15 protein-coding genes are annotated in these 13,198 nt (G+C 72.4%); 11 read left to right on the plus strand and 4 right to left on the minus strand.

Translation table 11 applies throughout. From position 1 onward, the window contains the following. Nucleotides 1-2: 2 nt before the first annotated feature. The 6 genes from nusB to KF837_18175 are packed head-to-tail and all read left to right on the plus strand — an operon-like array spanning nucleotide 3 to nucleotide 3,931. Nucleotides 3-413: a transcription antitermination factor NusB gene (nusB, locus tag KF837_18150; protein MBX3229247.1), complete on the plus strand. Its 411-nt coding sequence runs from the start codon at nucleotides 3-5 to the stop codon at nucleotides 411-413. Further along, entirely contained in the window at nucleotides 410-943 is a 534-nt protein-coding gene (locus KF837_18155; GenBank protein ID MBX3229248.1) for a leucyl aminopeptidase, read from the plus strand. The genes nusB and KF837_18155 overlap by 4 nt, the downstream gene beginning before the upstream one ends. A gap of 16 nt (nucleotides 944-959) precedes the next feature. After that, nucleotides 960-1,778: a hypothetical protein gene (locus KF837_18160; GenBank protein ID MBX3229249.1), complete on the plus strand. Its 819-nt coding sequence runs from the start codon at nucleotides 960-962 to the stop codon at nucleotides 1,776-1,778. Then, nucleotides 1,751-2,275: a helix-turn-helix domain-containing protein gene (locus KF837_18165; protein MBX3229250.1), complete on the plus strand. Its 525-nt coding sequence runs from the start codon at nucleotides 1,751-1,753 to the stop codon at nucleotides 2,273-2,275. Before KF837_18160 ends, KF837_18165 begins: the two co-directional genes overlap by 28 nt. Before the next feature lie 50 nt (nucleotides 2,276-2,325). After that, a complete protein-coding gene (locus KF837_18170) occupies nucleotides 2,326-3,483 on the plus strand; it encodes a glutathione-dependent formaldehyde dehydrogenase (protein MBX3229251.1) in 1,158 nt (385 codons plus the stop codon). A gap of 10 nt (nucleotides 3,484-3,493) precedes the next feature. Further along, nucleotides 3,494-3,931, plus strand: a complete 438-nt coding sequence (locus KF837_18175; protein MBX3229252.1) for a hypothetical protein — start codon at nucleotides 3,494-3,496, stop codon at nucleotides 3,929-3,931. A gap of 4 nt (nucleotides 3,932-3,935) precedes the next feature. Here KF837_18175 and KF837_18180 read toward each other — a convergent pair whose 3' ends face one another. Continuing rightward, nucleotides 3,936-5,591, minus strand: coding sequence for an N-acetylmuramoyl-L-alanine amidase (locus tag KF837_18180; GenBank protein ID MBX3229253.1), 1,656 nt, complete (start codon nucleotides 5,589-5,591; stop codon nucleotides 3,936-3,938). A gap of 29 nt (nucleotides 5,592-5,620) precedes the next feature. On the opposite strand from KF837_18180, the gene KF837_18185 reads away from it, so the two are divergent. From KF837_18185 to KF837_18195, 3 genes are read left to right on the plus strand one after another with little or no spacing between them, the layout of a single operon-like run. Further along, nucleotides 5,621-6,085 carry a YbjN domain-containing protein gene (locus KF837_18185; protein MBX3229254.1) on the plus strand — a complete coding sequence of 155 codons (465 nt, stop codon included), beginning with the start codon at nucleotides 5,621-5,623 and terminating at the stop codon, nucleotides 6,083-6,085. A gap of 27 nt (nucleotides 6,086-6,112) precedes the next feature. Next, nucleotides 6,113-7,291, plus strand: a complete 1,179-nt coding sequence (locus KF837_18190; protein MBX3229255.1) for a hypothetical protein — start codon at nucleotides 6,113-6,115, stop codon at nucleotides 7,289-7,291. A gap of 20 nt (nucleotides 7,292-7,311) precedes the next feature. Then, nucleotides 7,312-8,397: a hypothetical protein gene (locus tag KF837_18195; GenBank protein MBX3229256.1), complete on the plus strand. Its 1,086-nt coding sequence runs from the start codon at nucleotides 7,312-7,314 to the stop codon at nucleotides 8,395-8,397. 10 nt (nucleotides 8,398-8,407) lie between these two features. On the opposite strand, the gene KF837_18200 is transcribed toward KF837_18195, so the two are convergent. Beyond that, nucleotides 8,408-8,773, minus strand: a complete 366-nt coding sequence (locus KF837_18200; protein ID MBX3229257.1) for a hypothetical protein — start codon at nucleotides 8,771-8,773, stop codon at nucleotides 8,408-8,410. A 294-nt stretch (nucleotides 8,774-9,067) separates the two neighbouring features. On the opposite strand from KF837_18200, the gene KF837_18205 reads away from it, so the two are divergent. After that, nucleotides 9,068-10,180, plus strand: coding sequence for a response regulator (locus KF837_18205; GenBank protein ID MBX3229258.1), 1,113 nt, complete (start codon nucleotides 9,068-9,070; stop codon nucleotides 10,178-10,180). Then, nucleotides 10,177-10,527, plus strand: coding sequence for a PDZ domain-containing protein (locus KF837_18210; GenBank protein ID MBX3229259.1), 351 nt, complete (start codon nucleotides 10,177-10,179; stop codon nucleotides 10,525-10,527). The genes KF837_18205 and KF837_18210 overlap by 4 nt, the downstream gene beginning before the upstream one ends. Before the next feature lie 2 nt (nucleotides 10,528-10,529). Here KF837_18210 and KF837_18215 read toward each other — a convergent pair whose 3' ends face one another. Beyond that, a complete protein-coding gene (locus KF837_18215) occupies nucleotides 10,530-11,846 on the minus strand; it encodes a hypothetical protein (GenBank protein ID MBX3229260.1) in 1,317 nt (438 codons plus the stop codon). A 20-nt stretch (nucleotides 11,847-11,866) separates the two neighbouring features. Beyond that, nucleotides 11,867-13,135, minus strand: coding sequence for a sigma 54-interacting transcriptional regulator (locus tag KF837_18220; protein MBX3229261.1), 1,269 nt, complete (start codon nucleotides 13,133-13,135; stop codon nucleotides 11,867-11,869). Between the last annotated feature and the right edge of the window lie 63 nt (nucleotides 13,136-13,198).

Raw genomic sequence — 13,198 nt, forward strand, 5'->3', positions numbered from 1 at the left:
CGATGGGTGCGCGCCGCTCCGGCCGCGAGGCCGCGCTTCAGATGCTCTTCCAGCTCGAGGCCTCGGGCGAGCGGGCGCCGCGCGTGATCGAGCTGTTCTGGCGCTCGTTCGAGGCCGATCCCGAAGGCCGGCCGTACGCCGACGAGCTCGTGAGCGGCGTCGAGTCGAGCCTCGCCGAGGTCGACAAGCGCATCACCGCTGCGTCGCAGAACTGGCGCCTCGAGCGGATGGGGCGCGTCGACCGGAACCTCCTCCGGATGAGCACCTGGGAGCTGATCGCGAAGAAGGAGGTCCCGCGCGCGGTCGTCATCGACGAGGCGGTCGAGCTCGCGAAGTCGTACGGGACCGAGGAGTCGAGCGGGTTCGTCAACGGCGTGCTCGATCGCATCGCGACCGATCTCGGCCGGACATGATCGTCGACCTCCGCTTCGTCGCGCCGGACCTCCGTCGCCTCGACGAGACGAGCGCGGAGCTCATCGCCTGCGGCGTCTACCGCGACACGCGCCCGCTGAACGGCCTCGCCGGCCTCGTCGACTGGCGCCTCGCGGGCCGCCTCTCGAAGCTCGCGAAGCAGGGCTTCCTCCTCGGCGAGGTCGGCGAGATCCTCGCCGTCCCGGTGCGCCCGCGCCTCCCCTTCGACAAGCTCCTCGTCGCCGGGCTCGGCCCGCGCGCCTCGTTCGGCGACGCGACCTTCAAGAAGGTGCTCGATCGCATGATCACCTCCGTCGCGGGCCTCCACGCGAAGAAGGCGATCCTCGAGCTCCCCGGCCGCGGCGACGGCGCGATCACGGCCGAGCGCGCGGCCGACGTCCTCCTCGACCTCATCGGCGACGACGAGCGCGACGTCCTCACCTTCGTCGAAGACACGACCGGCAAGGAGCGCATCGAGCGCCGCGCCCACGAGCGCCGCCGCGAGGCGATGCGCTCCGAGGCGGTCCGTTGACGTAAGATCGCGGACGATGCTCGACCTGAAGATGGACCGCGACGCCGTCGCGCCGAAGGACGCGGCGACGGTGGTGCTCGTGCGCGACGGGGAGGCGGGGCTCGAGGTCTTCATCGTCGAGCGGAGCAAGGCGAGCAAGTTCATGGGCGGCGCGATCGTCTTCCCCGGCGGGAAGGTCGACGCGGCGGACGCGGACGCCGCCTGGGCGCCGCTCGTCCGCGGCGACGCCGACGCGCACCGCATCGCCGCCTGCCGCGAGACGCTCGAAGAAGCGTGCATTTTACACACTTCCGAGCCGCTCGACGACGCGACCCTCGCCGCGCTGCGCGCGCGCCTCGCGGCCGACCCCGGCGCGCTCCGCGCCTTCCTCGCCGAGCGCGGGCTGAAGCTCGACCTCGCCGCGCTCCACCCGCTCTCGCGCTGGATCACGCCGACCGCGGAGGCGCGGCGCTTCGACGCTCGCTTCTTCGTCGCGATCGCCCCGCCGGGGCAGGCCGGCGCGCACGACGCGTACGAGACGGTGCGTAGCTTCTGGGCTACGCCGGCGGAGGTGCTGCGGCGCTGGGAGGCGGCGGAGGTGCAGATGGCGCCGCCGACCCACGCGACGATCGCGCTCCTCGCCACCGTGACGCGCGCGGCCGACGCGATCGCCACGGCCGCAGAGGCGTCGCTCGAGCCGGTGTGCCCCAAGCTCGTGCCGCAAGGTGACACGCTCGCGCTCGTCTTGCCGGGCGATCCCGAGCACGAGGTGAAGGAGCGAAGGCTCCGCGTGCCGGACGCGACGCGCTACGTGCTCCGCGGAGAGCGATGGGTGCCCGCGGACGCGCCGCGCTGAAGGCGGCGGCGCGGCGGCCGCTCGTCTACACCGCGCAGGACGTCGCGCGCTTCTGCGAGGTCGACCTCAAGACGATCCATCACTGGTGCGACGCGGGGAAGATCCCGCACCGCCGCACGGAGGGGCGCCACCTCCGCTTTCGCCGCAACCACGTGCTCGCGTTCCTGCGCGCGCACGGCTATCCCCTCCCCGCGCAGCTGACGCAGGCGAAGCCGACCGTGTTCCTCGCGACGACGGACGCGAGCACGGACGAGACCGCGCGGAAGCTCGCGCAGCGCTGCTTCGTCGTCCGCTTCGAGAACGCGCTCGCGGCGGTGGCGCGGCTGCTCTCGGAGGAGCCGGACGCGATCGTCGTCCTCGACGGCGACGCGACGTGGACCCCGGCGGCGGCGGAGGCGCTCGCGCGCGATCCCGAGACCTCGTGGGTGCGCGTCGTCGTCACGAGCGACCTCTCGCGCTTGCACCTCGAATTGCCGCGCTCGCTCGACGTCGAGTGAACGGCGCGGACCTTGAAAGGAGCGTGGGCCGAAAGGAAAGGAACTGACTCATGCTCGCACTGACCTACCGCGGACCGAACCGGATCCGCGTGGAGAAGAAGCCCGCGCCGAAGCTCGAGCACCCCAACGACGTGATCCTCCGCGTCACCCGCACCGCGATCTGCGGCTCGGACCTCCACCTCCTGCACGGCCTCATCCCCGACACGCGCGTCGGCTGCGTGTTCGGCCACGAGTTCGCCGGCGTCGTCGAGGAGGTCGGCCCGGGCGTCGTCTCGCTCACGAAGGGCGACCGCGTCGTCGTGCCGTTCAACATCTCGTGCGGCACCTGCTTCTTCTGCCAGCGCGGGCTCACCGGCAACTGCGAGAACACGAACCCGAGCGCGAACGTCGCGTCCGGGGTCTACGGCTACTCGCACACGACCGGCGGCTACGACGGCGGCCAGGCCGAGTACGTGCGCGTGCCGTTCGCCGACGTCGGGCCGATGAAGATCCCGGACGACATGACGGACGAGCAGGTGCTCTTCCTGAGCGACATCCTCCCGACCGGCTACCAGGCGGCGGAGATGGGCGAGATCAAGCCGGGCGAGACCGTGGTCGTGTTCGGCTGCGGCCCGGTCGGGCTCTTCGCCCAGAGGTCGGCGTGGCTGATGGGCGCGGGCCGCGTCATCGCGGTCGATCCCGTCGCCTACCGCCTCGACTTCGCGCGCGCGTACAACAACGTCGAGACGGTGGGCTTCGAGGACGCCACCGGCGGCGACGTCGTCTCCCTCCTCATGAAGATGACGGACGGGCGCGGCGCCGACGTGTGCATCGACGCGGTCGGCTGCGAGGCGGAGGGCTCCGTCGCGCAGAGCTTCCTCGGCGTGAAGGCGAAGCTCATGGCGGGCTCCGCCACCGCGATCAACTGGAGCATCGCGGCGTGCCGCAAGGCGGGCAACGTGGTGCTCATCGGCGTCTACGGTCCGCCGTTCAACGCGGTCGACATCGGCAGCGCGATGAACAAGGGCCTCACGCTCCGGATGAACCAGGCGAACTGCAAGCGCTACATGCCGAAGCTCCTCGATCACATCCGCGAGGGCCGCATCGACGCGGAGGGCATCATCACCCACCGCGTCCCGCTCGAGCACGCGGCGGACGCCTACGAGCTGTTCGAGAAGAAGAAGGACAACTGCATCAAGTGCGTCCTCGTTCCACCCATGGCCGCGTGAGGAGACGACGATGAATTCCCAGGTCGAGAAACAGATGCAGATCGCACCCATCCCCGGCGCCGGCGTCGACGGCTCGCAGGAGGCGCGCCCCGGCGTGCCGATGGAGAAGGAGACGCCGGAGCCCGCCGGCAACGCGCACTGGCTCACGCCGCAGCGCATGCCGGACCCGGGCTGGATCCAGAAGCGCGCGGGGCTCGAGGAGCTCACGCCCGTCTTCGGCACCACCGTCCCGCCGCGCGGCCTCTCGGGGCTGATGCGGAGGGCGGCGTACCGGATCCCGGAGCACTTCACCTCCCACTGGCTCGTGCTCCTCGCGGCCGATCGCGTCGACGTGCTCGAGGATCGGCTGAAGACGATCCTCCCTTTCGTCGTTCCGCTCGCCGCGGCGGGCGTCTACTTCGGCGTCCGCGCCCAGCGGAGGACGTGGTGGCGCGCGCTCCTCGCGTGAGCGCTCAACGTCCTTCGCGGTAGGCCTTCACCGCGTTCGCGATGCCGTCGGCGAGGCGCTGCTGGTACCCCGCCGACGCGAGGCGGCTCTCCTCGATCGGGTTCGAGATGTAGCTCGTCTCGAAGAGGACCGCCGGCATCCGCGCGCCGACGAGGACGTAGAACGCGGCGCGATGGAGGCCGCCGTCGGTGACGTCGGGGTACTGCGACGAGAGCGACACGACCGCCGCGCGCTGGAGGAGCTCGGCGAGCCGGGTCGAGCGCGTCGCCTGATCGGCGAGGCGCATCGAGGCGAGGAGCTGCGCGACCTCGTTGCTCGCGGCCTGGCTCGTCGCGTTCTCGCGCGCGGCGACGCGGCCGGCCATGTCGCTCGTCGTCGTGTCGAGGACGTAGGTCTCGACCCCGCGCTTCGCGCTCCGCTCCGCCGCGTTGCAGTGGATCGAGATGAACAGATCCGCCCCGAACGCGTTCGCGCGCGCGGTCCGCTCCTCGAGCGTGACGTAGCGATCGTCGTCGCGCGTGAGCGTGACCTGGATGCCGTTCCGCGCGAGCACCGGCGCGAGCTTGTGCGCGACCGCGAGCGTGACGTCCTTCTCCTGCACGCCGGTCGGCCCGCGCGCGCCGGGGTCGTTGCCGCCGTGCCCGGCGTCGATCGCGACCCGCGCCACCGCGCGGCCGCCCTTCGCGTCGCCGGGCGGGTTCTTCGCGATGTCGATGACGACGCGGAACGGCTCGAGCAAATGGAACACGCGCCGGTAGGCGGGGCCCGCGAGATCGAGCGCGACGCGCGACCCGGTCGTGGTCGGCTCGGCGACGATGCGGCTCACGATGCCGCCGATCGGCGTCTCCTTCGCGGTCGTGCCGAGCTCGACGCCGTCGAGGTCGACGTACGTCCGCGCGCCCTGGCCGGAGGCGCTGCCGACGTCGCCGACGCGGAAGCGCGAGGACTTGTCGAGGTGGACGACGACGCGCGCGGCCTCGGGGCCGCTCCACTGCTCGATCTTCTGGATGCGCGGGGCGACGAGGACGCGCGCGGGTCCGGCGTCGAGGACGGCGAGCGCGATCGCGCCTTCGCCGGCGAGGCCGCGGTCGATCGCCTCGAGCACGGCGGCGGGGGGGCGGAACGGCGCGAGCATCGCGAGCGGCTCGTCGATGGTGTGGCCGCACGCGCTCGCGCCGGCGCCGGCGTCGTTGTCGTCGGGGCCGAGGACCGTGCCGCGCCGCTGGATGCGATAGAGCTCGGCGTAGGTGGTCTCCGCCGTCTTCGCGATCTCGCCGGCGAGCTTCGCGCCGCGCGCGCCGGCCTCGCACGCGCCGCGGAGGGAGAGGTCCTTGCTCGCGGCGCGGTAGAGATCGAGCGCCTCCTTCCCGTCCTGCTCCCGGTGCTCGACGCGCCAGACGCGCTCCTCGAGCTGGGCGGCGAGGGCGTGCAGCTCGACCGCGCGCGCGCCGGCGCCCTCCTTGAGCGCGAGGGCCTCGACCGACTGCGCGAGCGCGATGACCTCCGGGCGCGGGGGCAGCGGGGTGCGCGGGTCGAGGAGCGTGGTCGCGCGACCGACCTCCCCCCCCGCCCCGGCGTCGGCGCCGCCGGACCCTCCGCCGCTGCACGCGGCGAGGACGGCGAGGGCGGCGAGGGCAAGGGCGGCACGAGTGATCCCCATCGCGCGCGAGCGAGGCTATCATCGCCGCCGTGGAAACCCGAAGCGAGGACGCACCTATCTACTCCGACCGGTTGACGGGCCGCCGCTTCCCCGACGCGAAGTCGATGGTCGACGCGTACCTCGAGCGCTACGCGGAGCGCGATCGCGTCGAGCTGAAGCCGCTCGACGAGAACGGCTACACGCAGACGCGGCGCGGGTCGGCGACGATCGGCGTGAACGTCCTCGAGGACCACGGCGTCCTCTTCTTGGTCTCGTACGTGATGCCGGTGCCCAAGCACGGACGCGAAGCGCTGTACCGCCGCGTCCTCGAGCTCTCGTTCCTCGCGACGTCGGACGCGTCGTTCGCGATCGACGAGAGCAAGGATGAGATTTACGTGCGGGCGGTCCGGCGGCTCTCCGGCCTCGATTACGAGGAGTTCGAGGACCTGATCGTGACGGTGGGCCGCGTCGCCGACGAGTGGGACGACGTCCTGAAGCGCGAATTTCCGGCGTGAAGCGCGCGAGTGCTACGCTGAGGGCTCATGGGCGAGAAAACCCCTGACTTCGACGCGATCGACGAGGCCGCCGAGTCGTTCCGCCCCTCATGGGCGGAGTCGGGAGAGAACGCCGCGGCGGAGCTCGAAGCGCCCCCGATCGTGCCCGCCCCCGCGGTCATCGTCGGCGCCCCCGTGATCGCCATCGGCCCCGACACCGCCGCGGTCGCCGCGCCCGCGGTCGCCGCGCCGGGCGTCGCGAACGTCGCCGCGCCGGTCATCGCGAATATCGCGAACGCCGCCGCGAAGGCGAGCGGGAGCACCTCGCCGGGGGTCGCGCCGCCGGCGCCTGGCTCGACGCCGACCGCCGCGACTCCGGCCGGCGGGATCGCCGTGGTCACCGCTCCGGCCGTCGCTTCGGCCGCCGCGGTCACCGCGCCGGTCGCCTCCCCTCCCGTCGCGACCCCCTCCGTCGCGGCGATGAAGTCGACGGCGATCGGTGGAGCGGTCGCGCCTGACGTCGCGGCGATGGTCGCGGCCGCGCAGGCGAAGCTTCGCGCCGCCGACGCGGAGGCCCCCGCGCCGATCCCGCCTCCCGTCGCGGCGGCGCCGCCCGTGGATTCACCGCCTTCGCCGGCTTCACCGCCTTCGCCGGTACCCCCGATCGTCGAGGCGGCGCCGGTGAAGAAGGACATCCCGATCCCGATCGCGGCCGTAGATCCGTTCGGGCCGAGCGCGCCGCCGATCGAGGCGCCCGACGACGACGACATCGTCTTTCCGAAGCGCTCGGGCGGAAAGGTGGCCGCGTTCGTGGTGGTCGGGCTCGGCCTCCTCGCCGGCGCCGGCGCGTTCGTGAAATTCGGATTGCTCGCCGACAAGCCCGAGCCCGTATCGACCGCGACGCCGACGGTGGCCGCGCCGCCGCCGACGGCGGAGGACATCCCGCCGCCGCCGGACAAGGAAGAGCTCGCGGCCGCTGCTGCCGCGGCGTCCGCGGAGACGGCGAAGAGCGCCGAGCCGGAGCCCGAACCTGCGCCCGCGCCTTCGCCGGAGCCCGCTCCCGCCGCACCCGCGCCCGAGCCCGTCGCGGCGCAGGTCAAGCCGAAGGCCGCGACCGCGCCGCCTCCTGCTCCCGTCGCGAAGCCGCGACCGGCGCCGGCCCCTGCCGCCAAGCCGGCGGGGAACAAGCCCTCCGGTGGAGGGATCGTGCGCGACAGCCCGTTCTGAGCGTATCCTCGCGTCGCTCCATGCTGACGCGATCGAACTCAGCTCGCCGCATCACCGCCGCGGCGCTCATCAGCCTGCTCGCGCAGACCGTCACCGTGCCCGCGTGGTCGCAGCAGGCGGACGATCCGGTCACGCTCCAGGCGCGCGCGCGCTTCAAGGAGGGCGTCGAGGCGTTCGACAAGGGAAAATACGAGGAGGCGAGGCTCGCGTTCCTCCAGGCCTACACGTTGAAGAAGCACCCGGCGGTGCTCCTCAACCTCGCGCAGAGCAGCGCGAAGTCGAACCACCCGCTCGAGGCGGCGGGCTACTTCAAGCAGTTCTTGAAGGAGGCGACGACCGCGACCGCGCAGCAGAAGAAGGACGCGGCGCAGGGCCTCGAGGAGGTGCGCAAGCAGCTCGGGCGCATCGAGGTCGTCGCGCCGGCGGGCACGGAGATCACGGTCGACGATCAGAAGGTCGGCGCCGCGCCGGTGGAGCCGGTCGACGTCGAGGCCGGCACCCACACGGTGAAGGGCGGCGCGCAGACGGTGACGGTGACCGCGGTCGTCGGGCAGAAGGCGAAGGCGGACCTCACGCCCCCGTCGACGCCGGCGCCGGACACGCCCGCGAAGCCGGAGACCACGCCGCCGCCGGAGCCGCCGCCCGCGCCGAAGAAGGCGGAGGCCAGCCTGACGACGCCGCCCGATCCGATGTGGCCGGTCTGGGTCGGCCTCGGCGTGGGAGCGGCGGGCCTCGTGAACGCGGTCGTCTTCGCGGCGCTCAAGGGCACGGCGCAGTCGAACGCCGACCGGACCGCGCAAGAGATCCGCACGAAGGCGGTGGAGTACGGAGAGCCCGCGCAAGGCGCGTGCAACAACCCGCGGCTCCCGCCCGAGTTCGGCGCCGCGTGCGCGAAGCTCCGCTCCAGCAACGACGACGTCGACGCCGACGCGCTCGTCGCGAACATCTCCCTCGTCGTGATGGGCATCGGCTTCGTCGGCGCCGGCGCCTACTACCTGTTCGGCCCCAAGCGCGCCTCGGATGACTCCAAGACCTCGCGCCTGCCCACGATCACCCCCTGGGCCGGCTGGCAGAGCGGCGGCCTCACGATCGGCGGCTCGCTCTAGCGTCTAGCGTCTAGCGTCGCGAGCCCACTCGCTCCGCGATCGTGCGGATCCAGGTGCGAAGGAGGGCGACGTTCGCGTCGCCGGGAGCGACGCCGACGACGACGAGGTCGTGACGGTCGGGGACACGCGCGTAGGCGTGGACCCAACGTCCCGACGCGACGAGCGATTCGTCGAAGTCGGCGAGCTCCTCCTTCGTCGGGGACGTCGTGCAGACCGCGGAGAGCGCCGCCTTCTCCGCGTCGTCGTGGAGGACGTCGACGCGCAGCTCGAGGCCGAGGACCAACCCCGCGCGCGTATCCAGGCAAGCGAGCGCGACCGCGTCGGTGCGGCTGGCGAGCTCTTCGCGCATCGTCACGCCGAGACCGGCGGCGCTCACGACGTCCCGCCGAGAGGGTCGTCCGCGCGCGGCTCGAACACGTGATGGGGCTCATGGGGCATGTCGGCTCTCCTTCGGTGATCGGCGCTTGGTCGCTTCGCGCCAGCCGATCCGAAGTCGCAAGCGGCATGCCGCGGAGAGCTCCTCGTTTTGCGCGCGCGTTCGCTCGCCGGTGTCCGGCCCTCCGGACGGTGGCGTCCGGAGCGCCGGACGGGTCGCGCCCCGTTCGGAGCCCGGATTTCGCGAAGACGCGGGCTTGCGCCGGCGGCATGTGCGCTGCAGCAGGGCGCGCCGATGACCGCGCGTCGGATCGTGCTCGTCGACGACGAGGAGGCGCTCACTCGATCGCTCTCGAGCCGCCTCGCGCGCGCGTACCCCCGCCACCGAATCGAGTCGGCGAACGACGGCGCGGCGGCGCTCACGCTCCTCGAAGGAGCGGTCGATCTCCTCATCACCGACGTCCACATGCCGGGCTTGAGCGGCATCGATCTCGTCTTCGCTGCGCGCAGCGTCCATCCCGAGCTCCCCGTCATCGTCATGACCGCCTTCAAGTCGGTCGACATCACGAGCCTCCGCTCCGGTCCGTTCACCGGCTTCCTGGAGAAGCCGTTCAAGCTCGATCTGCTCCTTCAGCAGATCGACGAGGCTCTCTCTCCGCCGTCGTCGGGCTTCTCCGGAGCGGTCCTCGTGCAGACGCTCCCGGACATCGTGCAGCTCTACGTCCACTCGAGCGCCACCGGTCAGCTGACGGTCCGCCACAAGACGCTGGAGGGGCACGTGTTCTTCTCGCAAGGGGTCGTCCTCCACGCGCAGACGCCGCACGCCGTCGGTGACGAGGCCTTCTACGAGATCATGACCTGGAGCGCGGGGGAGTTCTCGATGCGGACCGGCGCGACGACGAGCGGTCGGTCCGTGCGCTCGGCGTGGCAGGCGCTCCTGCTGGAGAGCGCGCGCCGGGCCGACGAGCGGCTGAACGCGGGCAATACCCATTTCGATTCCGCGACACCCAACTTCAACAACGCATCAGCAGCAGCGAGGGATCTGTCCATGAACATCAAAGAAAGCCTCCACAAGCTCAATCAGGTCGACGGATTCGTGGGAGCGGCGATCGTCGACTCCGAGAGCGGCATGCTCCTCGGGCACGAAGGCGGAGGGAACCTGAACCTCGAAATAGCGGCCGCCGGCAACACCGAGGTCGTCCGCGCGAAGCGAAAGACGATGAGCAACCTCGCGCTGAAGGACGGAATCGAGGACATCCTCATCACCCTCGGCAAGCAGTACCACCTCATCCGCCCTCTCCGCTCCCGCCCGACGCTCTTCTTCTACGTCGCGCTCGATCGCCAGCGCGCGAACCTCGCGATGGCGCGCATCGCGCTCGCCGACGTCGAGAAGGAGCTCCACGTCTGATCGCGAAGTCGTCGCTCTTCGCCCTCGCCAAGGCGCTCGAGGGGATCCCGGTACTGGGCGCGCTCGGAGGCACGCCCGCCGCGCGCGCCGGGATCCGCTACGGCGACGTCCTCCTCTCGGTGAACGGGAAGCGGACCCGCACGATGAGCGACTTCATCGAGGCGAAGGCGCTCCGGAGCGACGCGATGGACGTCGTCGTCTTCCGCGCCGGCCGCGAGGAGACGAACGAGCTCCGCTACGACGAACCCGGCGCGCCCGTCGACGTGGCCGCGATCCTCGCCGAGCTCGTCACGCTCCGCGTCGGCGCCGGCGGCCTCGACGAAGGCGGCGGCTCCTCGGCGGAGTGAGCTCACCAGCGAATGACGCGCGCGTAGCCGGGCGTCTTCGCGTCCTCGGCGTCGTGGCGGACGAGCGCGACGGCGAAGCACTTCGCGCCGTCGCAGCCGGCGTCGACGATCGCGTCGGCGGGCTGATCGAGGTGGGTCGCGATCGGCGCGCCGAGGAGATCGACGTGCGTGTGCGTGAGGCCCGCGATCGGAGCGCGGGCCTTGCCGACGCCGGCGGTGCGCTCGACCCACGCGACCGAGAGCTGGTCCTCGAGGACGCCGGTGAAGAACGGGCCGTTTTCGCCCCCGCAGCGCGCGGGCGCGAGCTCCACCACCGACTCCTCGAACGAGCGGCGATCGACGCGGAGCGCCATGACGCGCGAGCCCGTCTCGTCCGCTTTGCAGCCGGCCGCGTCCTGGGTGTAGACGATCACGACCATCTTCGACGTCGCGTCCACCGCGACCACGTCGTCGTCGCGGCCGATCGTGGTCGCCAGCTTGTGCAGCGCGTCGGGCACGCCCGCCTTCGTCTCGCGGAGCGCGACCGCGCCGGAGAGCGCGAGGCGCACGACGCCGACCTCGTCGCCGACGGTGTACTCGGCGAGCTCGCGCTGATCGTCCTCGCCGAAGTCGCTCTCACGCGTCATCACCACCGGCGCGCCCGCGTCGTCGTGGAGCGGGAGGATGCTCGTCTGCTCGTCCTCCTCGAGGACCGCGTACGCGCGCGTCGCGGAGCAGAGGAGCGCGGCCTCCTTGTCCTTCGGCAGCGCGAAGGTCGCGCGGTCGCCGCTCCACCCGACGCTCGTGACGAGCGCGGCGTCGGCGAACCAGATCCCCGCCCGCGTCGCGCACGACGCGGCCGCGACGTCGATCGGCGCGCCGCGCTTCGCGAGGTCGGGGCCGAAGAACGCGAGCTCGCGCACGAGCTTGCCGCCGCGGAGACCGCGCCACGTCACGAAGGCGCCCTCCGCCGACGCGGCGACCTTGAGGTCGGCGTCCGTCGACCACGCGACGTCGTCGAACGCGGGCTCGTTCGCGACGACGGCGTCGAGCTTGTCGATGCGCTGTACACGGATCGTCCTCGTCGGCACGTCGAGCCCCGCGACGACGACGTCTCCGCCCGGCATCCACGCCGCCGCGATCGGCGCGCTGAGGCCGACCTTCGATTTCGGCAGCGGCGCCGCGACGACGGGCGGCGCCGCCGACGGCTCGGGCGCGACGACGACCGGCACCGGCTTCGGCGGAGGGCCCCCGCCGCAGACCTTCACCCCGGTCCCCACCAACAAGAGGACGGCGAAGGCGCCGAGCCCCCACTGCTTCAGCGCGTCCGTATCGGGCATCCGCTACGACCTTTCGCATGTCATCCCGTCCTCGCCAAGAGCTTACGGAACGTAGTCCGCGGCATCTTCGCCGCGCGCGCGGCGGCGCTCACGTTGCCGGCGTGGCTCGCGAGCCAGTCGCGCGCGCGATCGGGCGTGAAGCCGAGGACCTTCGGCCCGGCCCGCGGCGCCATCGCGCGCGTGATCGCCTGCGCGTGGATCCACCGCGACTCGTTCGAGAGCCCCGCCGCGCGGAGCAGCACGTTGCGCAGCTCGCGGACGTTGCCGGGCCACTCGTGCGCGGTGAGGAGCGCGCTCGCGCCGGGCGTGAGATCGCGCTCGCCGATCTGAGGCTCGAGCTGCTGGAGGATCGTGCTCGCGATCGGGAGGATGTCGCCCGGACGCGCGCGCAGCGGCGGGATCTCGACGACGAAGACCTCGAGCCGGTGGAAGAGGTCCCGCCGGAAGCGGCCCGCGCGGACGTGCTCGAGGAGCGGCACGTGCGTCGCCGCGACGACGCGCACGTCGGTTCGTTTCCCCGAACCGGCGCCGCCGACGCGGCGGACCTCGTAGCCGTCGAGCGCGCGGAGGAGCTTCGGCTGCGCGTCGCTCGGGAGCTCGCCGATCTCGTCGAGGAACAGCGTCCCGCCCTCGGCCTCGACGAACGCGCCGTCGCGCCGCGCGGTCGCGCCGGTGAACGCCCCGCGCTCGTGGCCGAAGAGCTCGCTCTCGACCAGCTCGCGCGGGAGCGCCGCGACGTTGAGCGCGACGAACTCCGCCTCGCTCCGCGCGCCTTCGCGGTGGAGCGCGCGCGCGACGAGCTCCTTCCCGACCCCGGTCTCACCGGTGACGAGCACCGGCGCGGCGTGGTTCGCGAGCCAGCGCACCTGGCGCGCCACGCGCAGCATCGCGCTCGACGCCCCCGCGATGCCGGGGAGCGGCGCGCCGGTGACGACGTCGGCCTCCTCATCGCCGCTCGCCGCCGCGCAGACGATCGTGACGCGCCCCGCGACGATGACCGCCCCCGGCGCGCCCCAACCGTCCCGCACGCGCGCGCCGCCGATGAACGTCCCGTTCTTCGAGCCGGTGTCGGCGACGTGCACGCCCTTGTCCTCCAGCGCGATCGTGCACTGCTGCGCGCTCACGGTCGGATCGTCGATCCGGATGTCGACGCCGGACGCGCTGCCGACCGTCATCGGTCGGTCTTCGAGCGGGACGCGCCGCGTGCGGCCGCCGTCCTGGACCTCGAGGAAGAGCCGCGGCGGCGCCTTGGCGGTGACCACGTCGATCTCGGTCGTCTCGTGCGTCATGTGTGTGCGCGTCGTTCGACCGCCCTTCGCGGTGGTTGCGCGGGATTTTCTCCACAGGGATGT

The sequence above is a fragment of the Labilithrix sp. genome (assembly GCA_019637155.1).
Taxonomy (GTDB): domain Bacteria; phylum Myxococcota_A; class Polyangia; order Polyangiales; family Polyangiaceae; genus Labilithrix.

Excerpts from the sequence above, each read along its gene's own strand:
- nusB (MBX3229247.1), top strand. The coding sequence starts at position 3 with ATGGGTGCGCGCCGCTCCGGCCGCGAGGCCGCGCTTCAGATGCTCTTC.
- KF837_18155 (MBX3229248.1), top strand. The coding sequence starts at position 410 with ATGATCGTCGACCTCCGCTTCGTCGCGCCGGACCTCCGTCGCCTCGAC.
- KF837_18160 (MBX3229249.1), top strand. The coding sequence starts at position 960 with ATGCTCGACCTGAAGATGGACCGCGACGCCGTCGCGCCGAAGGACGCG.
- KF837_18165 (MBX3229250.1), top strand. The coding sequence starts at position 1,751 with ATGGGTGCCCGCGGACGCGCCGCGCTGAAGGCGGCGGCGCGGCGGCCG.
- KF837_18170 (MBX3229251.1), top strand. The coding sequence starts at position 2,326 with ATGCTCGCACTGACCTACCGCGGACCGAACCGGATCCGCGTGGAGAAG.
- KF837_18175 (MBX3229252.1), top strand. The coding sequence starts at position 3,494 with ATGAATTCCCAGGTCGAGAAACAGATGCAGATCGCACCCATCCCCGGC.
- KF837_18180 (MBX3229253.1), bottom strand. The coding sequence starts at position 5,591 with ATGGGGATCACTCGTGCCGCCCTTGCCCTCGCCGCCCTCGCCGTCCTC.
- KF837_18190 (MBX3229255.1), top strand. The coding sequence starts at position 6,113 with ATGGGCGAGAAAACCCCTGACTTCGACGCGATCGACGAGGCCGCCGAG.
- KF837_18195 (MBX3229256.1), top strand. The coding sequence starts at position 7,312 with ATGCTGACGCGATCGAACTCAGCTCGCCGCATCACCGCCGCGGCGCTC.
- KF837_18205 (MBX3229258.1), top strand. The coding sequence starts at position 9,068 with ATGACCGCGCGTCGGATCGTGCTCGTCGACGACGAGGAGGCGCTCACT.
- KF837_18215 (MBX3229260.1), bottom strand. The coding sequence starts at position 11,846 with ATGCCCGATACGGACGCGCTGAAGCAGTGGGGGCTCGGCGCCTTCGCC.
- KF837_18220 (MBX3229261.1), bottom strand. The coding sequence starts at position 13,135 with ATGACGCACGAGACGACCGAGATCGACGTGGTCACCGCCAAGGCGCCG.